This window comes from Streptomyces griseosporeus, from assembly GCF_014656055.1.
Classification (GTDB): domain Bacteria; phylum Actinomycetota; class Actinomycetes; order Streptomycetales; family Streptomycetaceae; genus Streptomyces; species Streptomyces griseosporeus.
Map to the genome: position 1 here is coordinate 471,788 of NZ_BNBR01000005.1, position 18,385 is coordinate 490,172.

Below are 18,385 nucleotides of genomic sequence, written 5' to 3' on the forward strand. Positions count from 1 at the left end.
GGATGTTCCAGTGAGGCCGGGGCGGGCGGGTCAGCGCTGGACCATGAAGTCCAGGGACGTGCCCTGTTCGCCCACGCGCCCGTACGCGTCCACGGCGTGCACGGTGACCATGCACGGACCGGTGTACTGCGGGGTCCACTCGATGACGTCGGTCGTCGTCAGCCGCGTTCCGCTGCTGCCGCACGCGCCGTCGATGGTCCAGGAGTAGCCCTTGAGCAGGCGTCCCGCGTCCTCCACGGCGGGCGCGAGCCCGACCTGGACGGGGTAGCGGGTGCCGCCCGAGGACACCAGCTTGGCGCGCGGCGCGGCGGGACCGGTCGCGGTGGCGGGCGTGAGCCGGTCCACCGTGAGCGGGCCGGAGGGCACGGACTCGGCGCCCGTACCGTCCACGGCGACCACGTAGTAGTACGCCGTGCCCTTGGGGGCGGAGGTGTCCTGGTACGACGTCGCGGACGCGTCGGCGCTGCCGGCCGGCGTCCAGGCGCCGTTGGGGTCGGTACGGCGGTAGACGCGGAAGCCGGTGACGCCGGTGCCGTCGGGCACGGTCCAGGCGAGCGTCGTGTACGCGTCGGCGGGGGTGCCCTGGAGGCCGGCCGGGGCGGGCACGGCGGAGGGCACGGGCCGGGTCACCGCGACGGTGGGGGCGGCCGGGGAGGCGTTGCCGAACCCGTCGACGGCCACCACGGTGTACGTGTACGGCACGCCCGCGTCCGCGACCGGATCCGTGTACGACGTGCCGAAGACGGGCTGCGGCCCGTCCGGGTCCTGCTGTCCGGTCGGCGCGCCCCACACCTCGTAGTGGTGGACGTCCGTGGACGACGAGGCCTGCCAGGAGAGAGCGTTGCCCGCGGTCGTCCCGAGGGCCGTGAGGCCGGTCACCGCGACGGGACCGGTCAGGTCGGGCTCACCGGCGTCGGCGACCGCGGACGGCGCGGACGTGTTGCCCGCCGCGTCACGGGCGAGGACGCGGTAGTACCAGCGCTGCCTGCCCGCGTCCGAGGACCGGTCGTCGTACGACGGACCGGTGAGACCGGACGCCAGCACGCTGAACGGCCCGGCCGCCGCCGCGGCCCGCTCGACGCGGTAGGACGCCGCTCCCGCCACGGCCTGCCAGCGCACCTGCACGGCGCCGGGCGCGCGCAGCGCGCTGACGCCGGCCGGGGCGGCCGGTGCCGTCCGGTCGGCGGTCGTGACGTACTGGTCGGCGCTGCCCGCCGACTCGTTGCCCGCCTTGTCGACCGCGCGGACCTCGTAGGCGTACCCGGTGCCGGTCGGCGCCAGGTAGTGCGTGAACGTGGTGGTGGTCAGCAGCGGACTGACCAGGCGCCAGGTGCTCGTCCCCTGCACCCGCACGTACACCCGGTACCCGGCGAGGTCCATCTCCTTGTTCCGCGCCCAGGTCAGCTTGGCCTTGCTGGTGGCCGTGTCGTAGGCGACGGCGGCACCGGTGGGGGCCAGCGGCTTGACCTTGTCATAGGTCGCCGAGGTGATGGGGGCGTAGCCGAACTTGACGGCCGCGACGCCGGACCAGTTCACGTAGTCGACGCGGAGGGTGTGCTTCCCGGCGGGGAGGTTGAGGTTGACCGTCTTGGAGACGGTGGTGCTCGTGCCCTTCCACAGGTCGATCTTGCGGTAGCCGTCGAGGTAGACGCGCATGCCGTCCTGGCCGCGGACGGTGAGGGAGAAGGGTCCGCCGGAGCCGAAGTCGCGGGTCACGGTCCAGCGGACGCTGAAGTTGTCGGCGGGGACGCCGGTGGCGGGGGAGCCGGACCAGTACTCGTCGACACCCGCGTCGCAGTCGGTGCGCTTCGGGGTGCCGGAGAAGGTGGTGTTCGCGAAGAACTGACGGGTGTAGGTCGGGGAGGTGCACCCCGCGGCCGACGCGGGGGTGGCGGCGGTCGTCAGCAGGCCGCCTGCCGTGGCGAGGACCACGGTCGTCGCTGTGGCTATGGGCGTACGGCCGGGACGGCGGGTCATGCCGGATTCTCCACTTCTGTGACGGTGACGTAGGAAAACTCCTCGCCGCTCGTGAAGCGGGAGTTGCCGGCTCCGTCGACGGCGATGACGGCCCAGCGGGCGGTCTCACCCTGCGGCTCGTACAGGTCGCGGACGAACGACAGCGTCGGCTCGTCCACCCAGGTCTGTCGGACCCAGCCCCATTTGTCGTACTGCCAAGTGCCGTCGACCAGCACGCCTCTGTAGACGTCGTAGTGGTCGACGTCCTCCTCGGCGTTGCGCTGCCAGATCAGCTCGATGTCCGTGCCGTTCATCCGGCCGCGCAGCCCGGCCACGGGCTCGGGCGCGAGCCCGGTCGCCGGGGCGGTCGCGGTGGCGGGAGCAGACGGGGCGGATTCCTGGTTCATCACGTCCACAGCGGTCACCGTGTAGCGATACGAGGTGCCGCCGTGCACGCCGGTGTCCAGGTAGGAGGTCTGCCGGGCGGGGACCTCGTGCAGGAAACGACCGTCGCAGTAGATGCGGTAGCTCGTGAGGTCCTGAGCCACGGGCACGCTGGGCGCGGACCAGGACAGGACAATGCCCTCGCCCGTGCGCGGTGCGGCGGTGAGCGCGGTCGGGGCGGACGGGGCGAAGTCTCCTCGCTCGACGTAGGCGGAGGGTGACAGCGCCGACCTGTTGCCCGCAGCATCCACGGCGGCGACCCAGTAGCTGTAGTACAGGTTCTCCTTGGCGGTGGAGTCGATCCAGGAGGTGGCCGCCACCTTTCCCACCTGTTCGACGGGATCACTCATGCCGTCGTTTTCCCAGCGGCGGTAGAGGAGGTAGTGCGCGGCGCCGGATACGGCGTTCCACGTCACGGCGACCCCCGGCTGGCCGTCACGGACCGCGACTCCCGAAGGGACGGCCGGCGCGGTGCGGTCGACGGTGGTGACGGGCACGTCGGCGGTGCCGTAGGACTCGTTGCCGGCCTTGTCGAGCGCGCGGATCTCGTAGTAGTAGGCGGAGCCGGTCCGCGGCAAGGTGGTGTCGGTGTACGACGTGCCGGTGGTCGTCGTCATCCGCACCCAGGTGCTGGTGCCGGCCTGGCGCCGGTAGACCCGGTAGCCGGCGAGGTCCATCTCCTTGTTCCGCGCCCAGGTGGCCTGCGCCTTGTTCGCGGCCTTGTCGTAGCTGACCGCGAGCCCGGTCGGCGCGAGCGGCTTGACCTTGTCGTAGGTCGCCGAGGTGATGGGCGTGTAGGCGAACTTGACGGCGGCGACGCCGGTCCAGTTGGCGTAGTCGACGCGGAGGGTGTGCTTGCCGGCGGGGAGGTTGAGGTTGGCCGTCTTGGAGACGGTCGTGTTCGTGCCCTTCCACAGGTCGATCTTGCGGTAGCCGTCGAGGTAGACGCGCATGCCGTCCTGGCCGCGGACGGTGAGGGAGAAGGGTCCGCCGGAGCCGAAGTCGCGGGTCACGGTCCAGCGGACGCTGAAGTTGTCGGCGGGGACGCCGGTGGCGGGGGAGCCGGACCAGTACTCGTCGACACCCGCGTCGCAGTCGGTGCGCTTGGGGGTGCCGGAGAGCGTGGTGTTCGCGAAGAACTGACGGGTGTAGGTCGGGGAGGTGCACCCCGCGGCCGACGCGGGGGTGGCGGCGGTCGTCAGCAGGCCGCCTGCCGTGGCGAGCACGACCGTCGCAGCGGTGGCCGTGCGTCTGGCTGGGATCATTCGGTCCTCTGGTCGAATCGGGACGGCCCCGTGGCAGCCGTCGTGATCACGACTCGTGACGTATGCAATTGGTTGTACGGATCTTTGCCTCCGCCTGAACTTCCGTTGGGTGAAGGGTCCGTAACGGGCGTTTGGAGGCGGTTTCGCGTTCTCTTCACGAACGCATCCGAGCGAAGCGGAGCGTGATGTTGTTATCTCGTTAAGTGGTGGGGCTTGACGGCGGACGGGCCCGAAGCGTTGGCTTTTCAGTCACGTGGGCGCATCACGCGCCCCGCCCGTCACGTACCTGAAGTGAGCCCCCGAATGCGCCGTACCGTCCTTTCCCTGGCCGCATCCGCCATGACCCTCGCGCTCGCCGGCTGCGGCGTGCTGAACGCGACGAGCGACGGTGCCGATGCGAGCCCGACCAAGGGCGACGACCTCACGGTCGGACTGCTGCTGCCGGAGAAGGTCAACACCCGGTACGACAAGTTCGACCACCCCATCATCAAGGCCAAGGTCGCCGAGCTCACCAACAACAAGGGCAAGGTGGAGTACGCCAACGCCGAGCAGGACGCCGACAAGCAGGCGAGCCAGCTGCAGAAGATGATCGACGACAAGGTCGACGTCATCCTGCTCGACGCGGTCGACTCGCACGCCATCGCCGACATGGTGAAGAAGGCCAAGGACGCGGGCATCCCGGTCATCGCCTACGACCGCCTCGCCGAGGGCCCCATCGACGGCTACGTCTCCTTCGACAACGAACTGGTCGGCGAGGTGCAGGCGCGCACCCTGCTCGACGGGATGGGCCCCGGCACCGGCCTCTCCTCCAAGATCGTGATGATGAACGGCTCGCCCACCGACCCCAACGCCAAGCAGTTCAAGCAGGGCGCGGAGTCCGAGCTGAGCGGCAAGGTCACCATCGCCAAGTCCTACGACACCAAGGACTGGGACCCGAAGAACGCGCAGGCCAACATGGCCGAGGCGATCGCCGAGATCGGCGCCTCGAAGATCAAGGGCGTCTACTCCGCCAACGACGCCATGGCCGGCGGCATCATCAAGGCGCTGGAGGCGGCCGGGGTCACCGAACTGCCGCCCATCACCGGGCAGGACGCCGAGCTGGCCGCCGTGCAGCGGATCATCTCCGGCGAGCAGTACATGAGCGTGTACAAGTCCTACCCCGCCGAGGCCGAGGCCGCCGCCGAGATGGCCGTCGCCAAGGTCCAGGGCCACGACATCCAGTTCGACGCCCTCGCCTCCGACAAGGTCGACAGCCCGACGGCGAAGGACATCCCGGCCCAGTTGGTGACCGTGGTCGCGCTGACGAAGACCAACATCAAGGACACCGTGCTCGCGGACGGCATCTACAAGGTGTCGGAGATCTGCACCGACGAGTACAAGGCGGAGTGCGCGGCGCTGAAGCTGAAGTAGAAGCAGCCGCAGCGGGGTTGACACCGGCGTCCGCGCCAGGCCGTCGGACCCCGGCCGGGCGGGGGGTTGCCCGGCCGGGGCGTGCCGGGTGTCCGGTACCCAAGGGGGGCGGGCGTCGGCACCCGGGGGGAAGCGGTCAACACGATGCACCAGCCGTGCGCCCCGCGCCACCATCAGCTTGTTGCAACGGGACGCCCGGAGGCCGGGACATACCCGGGCGAACCGGTGGTTTCCCACGGTCACAGCCCGGGGAGGCGTGTTGCGGACCCCGCTCCGTCCGCGCATAGTTGCGCTGCGGAACCAGCGGACGCGGGGGTGGGATGGGCGATGGCCGGGCACGGGACGGACGAGCATCCACACGGTGCTGACCGACTGTGCGAGGCCGGGGATCGCGTGTATTCCCGGGCCGTACGGCGGGGCCGCGTGCCGCGCCGGGACGCCGAGCCGGTGCCGTGCCTGCTGGAGCTGGCGCTGCTGCACCCCGACCCCGACGACATGGACTTCCTGGTGCCCACCGCACCCCAGGAGGTCATGACACGGCTGCTGCGCGGCGTCTACGACGAGGTGAGCGCGAGCCAGCGGCGGGTGGGCACGGCGGTGGCCGCCGTCGAGTGGTACGCGGGGCTGGGCCGGCAGCTGTCGGTGGCCCCGGCGGAGGGCGCGGCGATCCGCGTCCTGGACGGCCTGTCCCGGATCCAGGCGGCCATGGACGAGGCGACGCAGGCCTGCACGACGGAGGTCCTCACCGTCCAGCCGGGCGGCATCCGCCGCGAGGACGAGCTGACCGAGGGCCTGCACCGGGCGCTGGCGCTGCGCGGCCGGGGCGTCAGGATGCGGGACCTGTACAACCACGTGGCCCGGCACGGCCAGGGCCTGCTCACCTACCTGGAGCTGATGGGCGACGCGGTGGAGGCCCGCACGCTGGACGAGGTGATCGACCGGCTGATCCTCTTCGACCGCACCGTGGCCTTCATCCCCGCCAACACCGACCGCACGATGGCGCTGGAGCTACGGCACCCGGCGCTGATCTCCTACCTGGTGACCGTCTTCGAACGCCTGTGGCGCCAGGCGATCCCGCTGTCCGCGCCCATCCCGGACAGCGGCATCGAGGGCATCTCCCACCGCGAGCAGTCGATCGCCGCGCTCCTCGCCGAGGGCCACCAGGACGCGGTGATCGCCGAGCGCCTCGGCATCAGCGTGCGCACCTGCCGCGCCCATATCGCCCGCCTGTCGGAGACGCTGGGCGCGGCCAGCCGTACCCAGCTCGGGGTGCGGATCGCGCAGGCGGGCCTGGACGTTCCGACGCCGTCCCGGATCAGGATTCCGGATCAAGGATCCCCGACCGCGCGATGAGGTAGCCGAGTTGGGCTCTGCTGTCGCTGCCGAGGGTGGCGGCGAGTTTGGCGATGTGGACGCGGGCGGTGCGGATGTTCATGCCGAGGCGGTCGGCGATGACGGCGTCGGTGTGGCCTTCGACGAGGAGGCGGGCGATGGCCTGCTGGCGGGGCGTGATGCCGTTGAGGGACGGGGGTTGGGCGGCCTCGGGGTACATCGGGGTGGCCAGGCGCCACAGACGGTCGAAGGTCGTGACGAAGTAGGAGAGCAGGGCCGGGTGGCGGACCTCCAGGGCGAGGGTGCGGTCGGCGTTGGCGGGGACGAAGGCGACCGTGCGGTCGACGATGATGAGCCGCTCGGTGACCTCGTCGAGGGTGCGCGCCTGCACATCGCCCCGCAGACGGTCGTAGCGTCCGATGACCGTGGGGGCGTGCCGCAGGGTGTGCTGGTACAGGGCGCGGATGCGGCCGCCGCGGTCGAGCAGCGCCTGATCGCGCTCCATCGCCTCTTCGTGGTGGACGCGGGCGGCACCGACGTGCGCGGTGTGGGGCTGAATGGTGAGCAGCTCCTCGCCGGCCTCGGCCATGACCTCGGTGATGGTGTGGCTGATGCGCGTCTTGTCGCTGAGGAGGCGGAGGGCGGGCGTGTCGGCCGCCGGGACGGGCTGCCCGTCGGCACGCATCAGCCGCTCGAACGTCTCGGCCAGTTGCGCCTCCCGCCGCCGCTCGTGCGCGATACGCGCCTCGGAGGCGCGCAGGAGGCGGTGCAGGGCGACGACGGGGGAGACCGGTTCGAGCCGGTCCGGGTCGTCGACGCACGGGTGCAGCAGGCCGAAGTCGAGGAGGCAGGGCGCTTCCTGGGCCCTGCCGGCGGGGATACGGCCGTCCCGCAGCGCCTGTTCGTACAGCGCGGTCCCTTCGGCGCACAGGTTCTCGGCACCGTGCTCCTGGTGCCGCCGGGCCGTGCTCACGGGCCGTCTCCTCCGTCCTGTTCGAGGATGCCGGACTCGGCGATGAGGTAGCCGAGTTGGGCTCTGCTGTCGCTGCCGAGGGTGGCGGCGAGTTTGGCTATGTGGACGCGGGCGGTGCGGATGTTCATGCCGAGGCGGTCGGCGATGACGGCGTCGGTGTGGCCTTCGACGAGGAGGCGGGCGATGGCCTGCTGGCGGGGCGTGATGCCGTTGAGGGAGGGCGGCTGTGCGGCCTCGGGGTACATGGGGGTGGCCAGGCGCCACAGGCGGTCGAAGGTCGTGACGAAGTAGGAGACCAGAGCGGGGTGGCGGACCTCCAGGGCGAGGAGGCCGTCCCGGCCGGCGGGGATGAAGGCGACCGTGCGGTCGACGACGATGAGCCGGTCGGTGACCTCGTCGAGCGTGCGGGCCTCGGCGTCGCCGCGCAGCTGCTCGTAGCGGGCGAGGACGAGGGGCACATGGCGCTGGGTGTGCTGGTACAGCGTGCGGATGCGGCCGCCGCGGTCGAGCAGCGCCTGGTCGCGTTCCATGGCGACGAGATGCGCCTTCTCGCCCCGCTCGCCGCTGTAGTGCGTGTTGGGCTGCACGCACAGCAGCTCCTGCCGCGCGTCCTCCACGGCCTCGGTGATGGCCTCGTTGATCCGCGTGGTGCCGCTGAGCAGCTGGAGCGCGGGCGTCTCGGCGGGCGCGGTGCGCTGCCCGTCCACCCGCATCAGCCGCTCGAACGTCTCGGCGAGCCGGGTCTCGCGCATGCGCTCCTCGGCGATCCGCGCCGCGGAGTTCCGCAGCAGGCGGTGCAGGGCGACGACGGGCGGTACGGGCTCCAGCAGGCCGATGTCCTCCACGGACGGCTGCAGCAGCCCGAAGTCGAGCAGACAGGGCGCCTCCTGGGCGCCGGCGGCGGGGATACGGCCGTCCCGCAGGGCCTGCTCGTACAGGCGGGTGCCGGTGGCGCACAGGTTCTCGGCGCTGTGCTCCGGGTGCCGCTGGGCCGTGCTCACGGGCCGTCTCCTCCGTCCTGCTTGAGAATTCCCGACTCGGCGACCAGATGGCCGAGTTGGGCTCTGCTGTCGCTGCCGAGCGTGGCGGCGGGTCATGGGTGTGCGCACCGGATGACACGTTCCGCTCTCTCCGGTCGGCGTTCAGTGGGGATGGTCCTGGTTCAGGATTCCGGACTGGGCGATGAGATAGCCGAGTTGGGCGCGGCTGCCGCTGCCGAGGACCTGGGCGAGCTTGGCTATGTGGGCGCGGCACGTGCGGACGTTCATGCCGAGGCGGCGGGCGATGGCCTCGTCGACGTGGCCCTCCACCAGGAGCTTGGCTATGGAGTGCTGGATGTCGGTGATGCCGTCGGGGGCGGTTTCGTAGGGGGCGCCGGCGGAGAGCGGGACGGCGCGGCTCCACATGAACTCGAAGACCTTGATCAGGTAGCGCACCAGGCCGGGGTGGCGCAGTTCCAGAGCGACCTGCCGGTCTTCGCGAACGGGAATGAAGGCAACCGTCTCGTCGCAGATGATGAGCCGCTCCACCAACTCGTCGATGGTGCGGTATTCCACCTTGCCCTCGGAGAACTGGGACACGTAGCCGAGGGTCTCCGGACTGTACCGGGCCGTGTGCTGGTACAGGGTCCTGATGCGCACCCCGCGTTCGATCAGTGGCCTGTCTCGTTCCAGACCCTGCAGAAGGGTATGTTCGAGGCGCCGGCTGCTCGGTTGGACGGTGAGCACTTCCGACTGGCACTCGGCCGTGGCCACGTCCAGCGCGGCGTTGATCCGGTCGAGGCCTTCCAGCACCGAGATGGAATGGGTCGGTGTCGAGGCCTGGGCGCTGAGGGTCAGGAACGGCTCGAACGTTTCGGCCAGTTCTATGGACAGCCGCCTGCGCTCCATGATTTCGCGCTCGATCGGATTGAGCCGCTGGGCCAGCGCGACCGAAGGCGGGGTGGGGCGCAGCCAGTTCGGGTCATCCGGATCGGGGTGGAGCAGGGCGAACTCCATCAGGCACGGCGCACCGTCCGCGTCGGCACGGGCGATACGACCTGTGCGCAGGGCGTTCGCGTAAAGACGGCTTCCCTCCTCACACCACTCGGTCATTGCATGGGGATGTGACGCTTTAGTCTGATTCGTTGGCAAATCTCCACCCCCCAGGGTCCTGAACATGCAGGAACATGATGCATCGTTTGTGTGGCCATGACGTGCCCGAATGAGCCATCGTCTTGTTCGACGGGGGAAGAGGGGACCATCAAGTGAGGACGAAGCCGACTATGCGCAAGAGAATGCTTCGCTCGATGCTTGCTGCCACCTTCTCCGCCGTTGTGGCCTTCGGTGCGCTGAGTGGCCTCTTCGGTGAGAAGGGTGACGCTCGGGCAGACACCACCTGGGGAGTGGCTGTTCCCGTGGCCGCTGCGACTGGCAGCAGCAACGGGTCGGGTTCTCTCCAAGGTGCAGAAGACACCACCTGGGGCTGACTGATGACGACTCCACCCGACGACCGTAGCTTCCGCAGGGAAATGGCCACCGCCTACCGCTCCGGCTGGCACTTCATCGACCTGGTCACCGCCATCCCCCACAGCGGTGACTCGCTGATGGTGACCGTGTTCGGTGAGCCGGTCGTCGTCACGCGGGACGACGACGGCGACGTACGGGCGTACCGGTGTCTGCGGCGGCCTCGGGGGGCGCCACAGCCCGTCCGGTGTGCCATCCGGTACGGCATGATCTTCGTGAACCTCGACCAGAGGGACCAGCAGCTGGTGGAGGCCACGCCGGCCGCCCCCCGGACCATTTCAGCCACCCCCCGCAGTGCCTGACGCGATTCCCCCGTCGTAAAAGATCGCTCAGGCGCTTCCCCCCCGCAGCGGGGTCACCGTGACCTGAACACGGTGACGCCGCTGCAGTTTTCGGCGGTGTGTGCGGGTATCCCCGCTTACGGCATCCCGTCCGGCGTGGCCGGAAACGGCCCTTGCCCCACGCCCGGGACCGCGGTTCCTCAGCCGCGCCCCATCGCCCGCTCCAGCTCGATCTCGATGACCACCCGCGCCGGGTTCGGCGACGGCACCCGCTCGTAGCGCTCCGCATAGCGCCGCTCCGCCTCCGCGACCCGCTCCGGGTCCGTGCGGACCCGTGCGCGGCCCTCCAGCGTGGCCCAGCGGCGGCCGTCCACCTGGCAGACGGCGACCCGGGCGCCCTCGGGGCCCGCGGCCAGCACATGCGCCACCTTCGCGCTGGACTTGTTGGTGATCACCCGGGCCAGCCGCGCCCCGGGGTCGTACGTGACGCCCACCGGCACGACGTGCGGGGAGCCGTCGGGACGCAGCGTCGTCAGCGTGCACAGGTGTCTCTCCCGCCAGAAGGCGAGGAACGGCGCGTCCGGCGCGCCCGGATCCTGGGGGTATGCGGCCATGCCCGCAACCTAGCCCACTTCCGCCGCCCTCTGTGCGCAAGGGCTCCCGTCGCTGCCTTGAGTGGAATAGACTCAACTTTGTGTACGTTGGCTGAGTCAGACGTGGGAGAGACGAAGGCCGACCGCTCAAGGAGGAGAACGCGAACGTGGACGCCGAGCTGACCAACCGGAGCCGGGACGCGATCAACGCGGCCAGCAACCGGGCCGTGACCGAGGGACATCCCGACCTCACCCCTGCCCATCTGCTGCTCGCCCTGCTCCAGGGGCAGGACAACGAGAACATCGTCGATCTGCTCGCCGCCGTCGACGCCGACCAGGCCGCCGTCCGCGCCGGGGCCGAGAAGGTGCTCGCCTCGCTGCCGAGCGTGACCGGGTCCACCGTCGCGCCCCCGCAGCCCAACCGCGAGCTGCTCGCCGTCATCGCCGACGCCCAGGCCCGGGCCAAGGACCTCGGCGACGAGTACCTCTCCACCGAGCACCTGCTCATCGGCATCGCCGCCAAGGGCGGGGCCGCCGCCGACGTGCTCACCCAGCAGGGCGCCGCCGCGCAGAAGCTGCTCGACGCCTTCCAGAAGGCGCGCGGCGGGCGCCGGGTGACCAACGCCGACCCGGAGGGGTCGTACAAGGCGCTGGAGAAGTTCGGCACCGACTTCACCGCCGCCGCCCGCGAGGGCAAGCTCGACCCCGTCATCGGGCGGGACCAGGAGATCCGGCGCGTGGTGCAGGTGCTCAGCCGCCGCACCAAGAACAACCCCGTCCTCATCGGCGAGCCCGGCGTCGGCAAGACCGCCGTCGTCGAGGGGCTCGCCCAGCGGATCGTCAAGGGCGACGTGCCCGAGTCGCTCAGGAACAAGCGGCTCGTCGCGCTCGACCTGGGCGCGATGGTCGCGGGCGCCAAGTACCGCGGCGAGTTCGAGGAGCGGCTGAAGACCGTCCTCGCCGAGATCAAGGCCTCCGACGGGCAGATCATCACCTTCATCGACGAGCTGCACACCGTCGTCGGCGCCGGCGCGGGCGGGGACTCCGCCATGGACGCCGGCAACATGCTCAAGCCCATGCTCGCCCGTGGCGAGCTGCGCATGGTCGGCGCGACGACCCTCGACGAGTACCGGGAGCGCATCGAGAAGGACCCCGCCCTGGAGCGGCGGTTCCAGCAGGTGCTGGTCGCCGAGCCGACCGTCGAGGACACCATCGCCATCCTGCGCGGGCTCAAGGGGCGGTACGAGGCCCACCACAAGGTGCAGATCGCGGACAGCGCGCTGGTCGCCGCCGCGACCCTGTCCGACCGGTACATCACCTCCCGTTTCCTGCCCGACAAGGCCATCGACCTGGTCGACGAGGCCGCCTCCCGGCTGCGCATGGAGATCGACTCCTCGCCCGTCGAGATCGACGAGCTGCAGCGTGCCGTGGACCGGCTGAAGATGGAGGAGCTGGCGCTCGTCAAGGAGACCGACGCCGCCTCCCGCGAGCGCCTGGAGCGGTTGCGCCGCGACCTCGCCGACAAGGAGGAGGAGCTGCGCGGCCTGGGTGCCCGCTGGGAGAAGGAGAAGCAGTCCCTCAACCGGGTCGGCGAGCTGAAGGAGAAGCTGGACGAGCTGCGCGGGCAGGCCGAACGCGCCCAGCGCGACGGCGACTTCGACACCGCCTCCAAGCTCCTCTACGGCGAGATCCCGGCCCTGGAGAAGGAGCTGGAGGCCGCCTCGGAGGCCGAGGAAGAGGTCTCCAAGGACACCATGGTCAAGGAGGAGGTCGGCTCCGACGACATCGCCGACGTCGTCGCCTCCTGGACCGGCATCCCCGCCGGCCGCCTGCTGGAGGGCGAGACGCAGAAGCTGCTGCGGATGGAGGACGAGATCGGCAAGCGGCTCATCGGGCAGGGCGAGGCCGTGCGGGCCGTGTCCGACGCCGTACGGCGCTCGCGGGCCGGGATCTCCGACCCCGACCGGCCCACCGGGTCGTTCCTCTTCCTCGGCCCGACCGGCGTCGGCAAGACCGAACTCGCCAAGGCGCTCGCCGACTTCCTCTTCGACGACGAGCGGGCCATGGTCCGCATCGACATGAGCGAGTACAGCGAGAAGCACAGCGTCTCCCGCCTCGTCGGCGCGCCCCCCGGGTACGTCGGCTACGAGGAGGGCGGCCAGCTCACCGAGGCGGTGCGCCGGCGGCCGTACTCCGTCGTGCTGCTCGACGAGGTGGAGAAGGCCCACCCGGAGGTCTTCGACATCCTGCTCCAGGTCCTCGACGACGGGCGGCTGACGGACGGTCAGGGCCGCACGGTCGACTTCCGCAACACCATCCTCGTCCTCACCTCCAACCTGGGCAGCCAGTTCCTGGTCGACCCGCTCTCCACGGAGGCGGAGAAGAAGGAGCAGGTGCTGGAGGTCGTCCGGGCGTCCTTCAAGCCGGAGTTCCTCAACCGGCTCGACGACCTGGTCGTCTTCTCCGCGCTCACCAAGGAGGAGCTGAGCCGGATCGCCAAGCTGCAGATCGACCGGCTCGCGCGGCGGCTCGCCGAGCGGCGGCTGACGCTGGAGGTCACCGACGAGGCGCTGGCCTGGCTGGCGACCGAGGGCATGGACCCGGCGTACGGCGCCCGCCCGCTGCGCCGGCTCGTGCAGAGCGCCATCGGCGACCGGCTGGCCAAGGAGATCCTGGCCGGCGAGGTCAAGGACGGCGACACGGTCCGCGTCGACGCCTTCGGCGACGGCCTGATCGTCGGACCGGCCACCACCGGCAAGACCCTCTGACCCCTCACAACGTGAACGCCGACCACCGCACCCGCGCGGTGGTCGCGTTCTCGTACGTCACGTTCACCGTCACCGCGGCCGCCGCGGCGCCCGGCGGGAGCACGCTGTCGGCCGCGTCCAGATTCAGATACAGATCCGCGCCGTGGTCGCAGCCGGTGGCACCCGGCTGCGGGCCCTGCGGGGACAGCGTCGCCAGCCAGTCCCGCACCCCGGCCCGCGGCATGCGGAACGTGCCGCCGTAGTACGTGTCCATCCAGGACTGCGTCTCGCAGTCGGTGTCGTACGCCCCCGCCGGCAGCTGCGCCCCGCCGAAGTGCAGCGCCTCCTCGCACGACACGTCCTCCTTGCCGCCGCCCAGCGGGAAGTCGGAGGTCGCGAAGGCCCACACGAACCACGCGAACGGCACGAGCACCAGCAGCGCGGGTACGGCCAGCAGCGCCGCCACCAGCCCCCACCTGGTCCGTCCCCGCCCGTCCCGGCGTACCGCCATACCGCACCGCCCCCGTGTCCCTGGCCGGCCCGTGCCCGCCGGCGACCGGCCAGATCATGTCAGCCGACGGCTGACAGGGCACGTCGGGGCTTGCCTCCCCCCTCCCCCGGTGAGGGAGGATGGCGGGATCCGTACGAAGGGAAAAACACGGTGACCATCGACCCGTCCTCGATTCCGAACTTCGGGGGCCAGCCCCAGCCGCAGCCCCAAGGACCGGCGGGCCCCGTCGTCCCGGATCAGGATCTCGTGAAGCAGCTCCTCGACCAGATGGAGCTCAAGTACGTCGTCGACGAGGAAGGCGACCTCGCGGCCCCGTGGGAGCAGTTCCGTACGTACTTCATGTTCCGTGGCGAGGGTGACCAGCAGGTCTTCTCGGTGCGGACGTTCTACGACCGCCCCCACAAGATCGACGAGAAGCCGCAGCTGCTGGAGTCCGTCGACGACTGGAACCGCCGCACCCTGTGGCCCAAGGTCTACACGCACACCCACGACGACGGCACCGTCCGCCTCATCGGCGAGGCGCAGATGCTGATCGGCGCGGGCGTCAATCTGGAGTTCTTCGTCTCCTCCACGGTGAGCTGGGTACGGGCCGCGATCGAGTTCGACCGCTGGCTCGTGGAGCAGCTCGGTCTGGAGCAGGAGGTCAACGAGGCCGACACGCCCGAGGAGGGCGACGAGTAGATCCCCCTCCCCCTGCCCGGCACCGGCTGCCGGCCGTCACAGCGGCGTGTCCGCGAGGACGACGAGATAGGCGCCGTAGCCGAACGAGAGCCCGGCCAGGGCACCGACCACCACGGTCGCGTGCCAGGGCCGGGCTCTGGCCGTTCGCACCAGGGCCCGGGCCAGCGGCAGCAGCAGCGGGAAGGCGGGCAGCAGGAAGCGCGGCTTGGACTCGAAGAAGCCGGAGCCGCCGAGCGCGATCAGCAGCAGGGCGCCGCTGTGGACGAGCAGCGGCAGCGGGGCGCGGTCCAGCAGGAGCAGGGCGTACAGCACGACCGCCGCGGCGACGATCACCAGCACCATCGGGAAGACCAGGCGGTCGCCGCGCAGCAGCAGGTGCCGTACGAAGTGCAGCGAGCCGCGGCCGAAGTCGAAGGTGGAGCCCCAGCGGCGCTGGACCTCGAAGTAGCCGCCGAGCAGGTCGCCCTTGCGGTGACCGACCCACAGCACGTACGACGCCCAGCCGAGCGGGGCGAGCGCGGCGCCCGTCCACAGCCTGTGGGAAACGTTTCGCCCGCGGCGCCGCCACACCTCCCAGGCCGCCGCGGCGACCACGGCCGCGGCCACCGCGAAGCCGTTGGGCCGGGACAGGCCCGCCAGCGCCGCCAGAGCGCCCGCCCGCACCCAGTGGCCGCGCAGCACGGCGTACAGCGACCACGCGGCCAGCGCGGTCAGCAGCGGCTCGGTGTAGCCCATCGACAGCACGACCGAGTGCGGCAGCAGGCCCCACAGCAGCACCAGCGCGGTGCCCACGGCACGGCCGTACAGCAGCTCACCGCACCGGTAGATCCCGCAGGCGGCGACGCCGGCCGCGAGCCAGGCCACGGCCAGGCCGGCCGGGGCGCCCTCCAGCGGGGTCAGCGTGGACACGGCCCGCACGAGGGCCGGGTACAGCGGGAAGAACGCCAGGTCGCTGTAGAGCAGGTCGGGCGGGAAGCGCAGGGTGCGGCCGTAGCCGTGGGCGGCGATCCCGAGGTACCACAGCGAGTCCCAGGACCGGCCCAGCAGCCCCAGCGGCTGCTTGCCGACCGCCCAGGCGGCCCCGGCGAGGACGGCGGCCCCCGCGAGCCGCGCGAGGACGAACAGACCGACCGCGAACCCGAGCGCGGCGAGAGGGGACGCCCCGGATACGCGTGCCGTCCTTTCTCCGGCGGGCCGGCGGGTGCGGGCAGGGGTGGGTACGAGCGTGCTGCTGGCGTGACTCACACCGAGCACCTTGCAGCCCGCACCGCCGGGCCGCGACCAGAGGACGTCCAGGCGGGTGGGGTCTGGACGGGCGTTCTAGTACGCGGCCGCCGCGAAGGCGGCGGCGGTCGCGGCGACGAGGCCCGGCACCGGCTCCAGGCCGTCCAGGACGAGGTCCGCGTGCCGGCGCGTGGGCGCGATGTGCGTGGCGTGCCGGGGCCGGCTGAAGTGCAGGTGGTTGCGGAGCATGAGCACGGCGTCCGGTTCCCCCGCCTGCAGCTTGCGCAGCATCTTGCGGGCCAGCCGCACGTCGTCCGGGGTGTCGACGTACACGGACAGGGCCGCCCGCTCCCGCAGCTCGGGGAAGCACAGGGCGAAGACGCCCTCCACGACGACGGCCCGCGCCGCCCGCGCCCCGTCGACCGCCGCCAGCGCCCGCACGAGGTCCAGCGACCCGGGGTGCGCCCGGTCCAGCACCAGGCCCGTGCCGTCCAGCTTCTCCACGGTCACCCCGGCGTCCGGGTCGGAGTGGTAGAAGTCGTCCAGGTGGACGACGGCGAGACCCGGGTCGGCCGCCGCCAGCCCCCTCGCCAGCTCGCTCTTGCCGGACCCGGCACCCCCGCCGATCAGCAGGACGGGCGCCCCGGTGGCCCCGGTCGCCGGGCCCGTCACCGCGCCCGCAGCTTCGCCAGCCGTCGGGTCGCCTCCTCCAGCACCTCAAGGCGCTTGCAGAACGCGAAGCGGACGAAGGGCGCGCCGGCCTCCCGGTGGTCGTAGAACACGGCGTTCGGGATCGCGACGACGCCCGCGCGCTCGGGCAGCGCCCGGCAGAAGGCGATGCCGTCGCTCTCGCCGAGCGGCCTGATGTCGGTGGTGATGAAGTACGTGCCGGCCGTGCGGAACACCCCGAAGCCCGCCTCCGCCAGCCCCGCCGCCAGCAGGTCCCGCTTGGCCCGCATGTCCTCGCGGAAGGCGGTGAAGTACGACTCGGGCAGGGCGAGCGCCTCGGCGACGGCGTACTGGAAGGGCCCGGACGACACGTACGTCAGGAACTGCTTCGCCGACCGCACCGCCGCCACCAGCCCCGGCGCGGCGGTCACCCAGCCGACCTTCCAGCCGGTGAAGGAGAACGTCTTGCCCGCCGACCCGATCGTCACCGTCCGCTCCCGCATCCCCGGCAGGCTCGCCAGCGGCACGTGCTCGACGTCGTCGAACACCAGGTGCTCGTACACCTCGTCGGTCACCACCAGCAGGTCCCGCTCCACCGCCAGCGCGGCGATCGCGGTCAGCTCCTCACGGGTGAGGACCGTGCCGGTCGGATTGTGCGGGGTGTTGATCAGCAGCAGCCGGGTGCGGTCGGTGACGGCGGCCCGCAGCTCGTCCAGGTCCAGCCGGAACGCTCCGTCGCGCGGCCGCAGCGTGACCGGCACGCGCCGCCCGCCCGCCATCGCGATGCACGCCGCGTAGGAGTCGTAGTACGGCTCCAGCGCCACCACCTCGTCGCCCGGCTCCAGTAGCCCCAGCAGCGCGGCGGCGATGGCCTCCGTCGCGCCCGCGGTCACCAGGACCTCGGTGTCGGGGTCGTAGGCGAGGCCGTAGCGGCGCTGCTGATGGGCGGCGATCGCGGTACGCAGCTCGGGGATGCCGGGACCCGGCGGGTACTGGTTGCCACGCCCGTCGCGCAACGCCCGCACGGCCGCCTCGCGGACCTCCTCGGGCCCGTCGGTGTCGGGGAATCCCTGACCGAGGTTGATCGAGCCGGTGCTCAGGGCCAGGGCCGACATCTCGGCGAAGATCGTCGTCCCGAACTCGGCGAGCCGGCGGTTGAGGAGGGGGCGCGGCATGGAGGTCATGCGGGCCATCGTGCGCCGAAGCTCTGGAGTTCCTCAACTAGCCTTCCGTGATCCTCACCTGGGGGAGCGCCCAACGCGCCATCTCTGACCAGGGATGGAGCCGTCGTCGGCCGTCATGGTCTGTCGTCGTTGAGCACCCCCGCACGGCCCAGAGCCGGCCCGGGCGGGGGTGTCGCGGTGTGCCCCTGGATGCGAACTATGGGGGGCGCTGAGGTCTGTCGGTCTGGTCGTCCAGGTGCCTGCGGTCGGTTACGACTGGGTGCGGTCGCGGTGTCGCTGTACTTCGCTGCTGTATAGCAGGGCAGTTTCTCCTGATGTCACTTCGCGAAGGGCCGACGCGCTGCCAGTCGCCGCAGCCTACGGTGACGCTGTCCCGCTGCGCGCTGCTGAACTCTGATGACGGAAACGTACGGCCGGTCCTGTACACCGAGCCCCATCCGGCCATGCTGAGCGTCCTCAAGGCCGCACCGGACCGGCCGCCAAGTCGACGCGGCGTCACGCGGATCACTATGGCTTCAGGGGCAGACTGGCGTGCACACCGCAATCTGTCCTACCCGCCCCCTTATTCCCCAAGTGGCGTAACAGCATTTCAAGAGAAACACTAGAAGCTG

General features: G+C 71.2%; 15 protein-coding genes. 5 read left to right on the forward strand and 10 right to left on the reverse strand.

The annotated features are described in order from the left end of the window. Positions 1-30 precede the first annotated feature (30 nt). The gene (locus IE308_RS25220; protein WP_190219658.1) at positions 31-1,977 is read right to left on the reverse strand and encodes a PA14 domain-containing protein; all 1,947 of its coding nucleotides are present in this window, start codon (positions 1,975-1,977) and stop codon (positions 31-33) included. Continuing rightward, the gene (locus IE308_RS25225) at positions 1,974-3,665 is read right to left on the reverse strand and encodes a fibronectin type III domain-containing protein (protein ID WP_190219659.1); all 1,692 of its coding nucleotides are present in this window, start codon (positions 3,663-3,665) and stop codon (positions 1,974-1,976) included. The genes IE308_RS25220 and IE308_RS25225 overlap by 4 nt, the downstream gene beginning before the upstream one ends. Before the next feature lie 303 nt (positions 3,666-3,968). Between IE308_RS25225 and IE308_RS25230 the strand changes: the two genes are divergently transcribed. Then, entirely contained in the window at positions 3,969-5,075 is a 1,107-nt protein-coding gene (locus IE308_RS25230) for a sugar ABC transporter substrate-binding protein (RefSeq protein WP_190219660.1), read from the forward strand. Between the two features lie 327 nt (positions 5,076-5,402). Further along, positions 5,403-6,428, forward strand: coding sequence for a helix-turn-helix transcriptional regulator (locus tag IE308_RS25235; RefSeq protein WP_110629393.1), 1,026 nt, complete (start codon positions 5,403-5,405; stop codon positions 6,426-6,428). Here IE308_RS25235 and IE308_RS25240 read toward each other — a convergent pair. The 3 genes from IE308_RS25240 to IE308_RS25250 all read right to left on the reverse strand — a co-directional run bounded on the left by IE308_RS25240 (position 6,391) and on the right by IE308_RS25250 (position 9,473). Beyond that, positions 6,391-7,380: a LuxR C-terminal-related transcriptional regulator gene (locus IE308_RS25240; protein WP_190219661.1), complete on the reverse strand. Its 990-nt coding sequence runs from the start codon at positions 7,378-7,380 to the stop codon at positions 6,391-6,393. The two genes, IE308_RS25235 and IE308_RS25240, sit on opposite strands and share 38 nt — an antisense overlap. Further along, entirely contained in the window at positions 7,377-8,381 is a 1,005-nt protein-coding gene (locus IE308_RS25245; RefSeq protein ID WP_229909048.1) for a helix-turn-helix transcriptional regulator, read from the reverse strand. Before IE308_RS25245 ends, IE308_RS25240 begins: the two co-directional genes overlap by 4 nt. A 141-nt stretch (positions 8,382-8,522) precedes the next feature. After that, entirely contained in the window at positions 8,523-9,473 is a 951-nt protein-coding gene (locus IE308_RS25250) for a helix-turn-helix domain-containing protein (RefSeq protein WP_162655563.1), read from the reverse strand. A gap of 377 nt (positions 9,474-9,850) precedes the next feature. On the opposite strand from IE308_RS25250, the gene IE308_RS25255 reads away from it, so the two are divergent. Further along, a complete protein-coding gene (locus tag IE308_RS25255; protein ID WP_110629396.1) occupies positions 9,851-10,186 on the forward strand; it encodes a Rieske (2Fe-2S) protein in 336 nt (111 codons plus the stop codon). 179 nt (positions 10,187-10,365) lie between these two features. Here the strand turns inward: IE308_RS25255 and IE308_RS25260 are convergent, their stop codons facing one another. Beyond that, the gene (locus IE308_RS25260; RefSeq protein ID WP_110629397.1) at positions 10,366-10,779 is read right to left on the reverse strand and encodes a pyridoxamine 5'-phosphate oxidase family protein; all 414 of its coding nucleotides are present in this window, start codon (positions 10,777-10,779) and stop codon (positions 10,366-10,368) included. Between the two features lie 146 nt (positions 10,780-10,925). Between IE308_RS25260 and clpB the strand changes: the two genes are divergently transcribed. Beyond that, positions 10,926-13,526, forward strand: coding sequence for an ATP-dependent chaperone ClpB (gene clpB, locus IE308_RS25265; RefSeq protein ID WP_190219663.1), 2,601 nt, complete (start codon positions 10,926-10,928; stop codon positions 13,524-13,526). Between the two features lie 4 nt (positions 13,527-13,530). Here the strand turns inward: clpB and IE308_RS25270 are convergent, their stop codons facing one another. Then, positions 13,531-14,016: a hypothetical protein gene (locus IE308_RS25270; protein ID WP_190219664.1), complete on the reverse strand. Its 486-nt coding sequence runs from the start codon at positions 14,014-14,016 to the stop codon at positions 13,531-13,533. A gap of 150 nt (positions 14,017-14,166) precedes the next feature. Here IE308_RS25270 and IE308_RS25275 point away from each other — a divergent pair, with 150 nt between their 5' ends. Next, on the forward strand, positions 14,167-14,697 hold the full coding sequence (locus tag IE308_RS25275; protein ID WP_110629400.1) for a YbjN domain-containing protein: 531 nt from the start codon (positions 14,167-14,169) through the stop codon (positions 14,695-14,697). 36 nt (positions 14,698-14,733) lie between these two features. On the opposite strand, the gene IE308_RS25280 is transcribed toward IE308_RS25275, so the two are convergent. The 3 genes from IE308_RS25280 to IE308_RS25290 all read right to left on the reverse strand — a co-directional run bounded on the left by IE308_RS25280 (position 14,734) and on the right by IE308_RS25290 (position 17,783). Then, entirely contained in the window at positions 14,734-15,942 is a 1,209-nt protein-coding gene (locus IE308_RS25280) for a putative hexosyltransferase (protein WP_373314586.1), read from the reverse strand. A gap of 75 nt (positions 15,943-16,017) precedes the next feature. Beyond that, a complete protein-coding gene (locus IE308_RS25285) occupies positions 16,018-16,593 on the reverse strand; it encodes a uridine kinase family protein (protein ID WP_190219665.1) in 576 nt (191 codons plus the stop codon). Then, on the reverse strand, positions 16,590-17,783 hold the full coding sequence (locus tag IE308_RS25290) for a pyridoxal phosphate-dependent aminotransferase (RefSeq protein WP_190219666.1): 1,194 nt from the start codon (positions 17,781-17,783) through the stop codon (positions 16,590-16,592). Before IE308_RS25290 ends, IE308_RS25285 begins: the two co-directional genes overlap by 4 nt. Between the last annotated feature and the right edge of the window lie 602 nt (positions 17,784-18,385).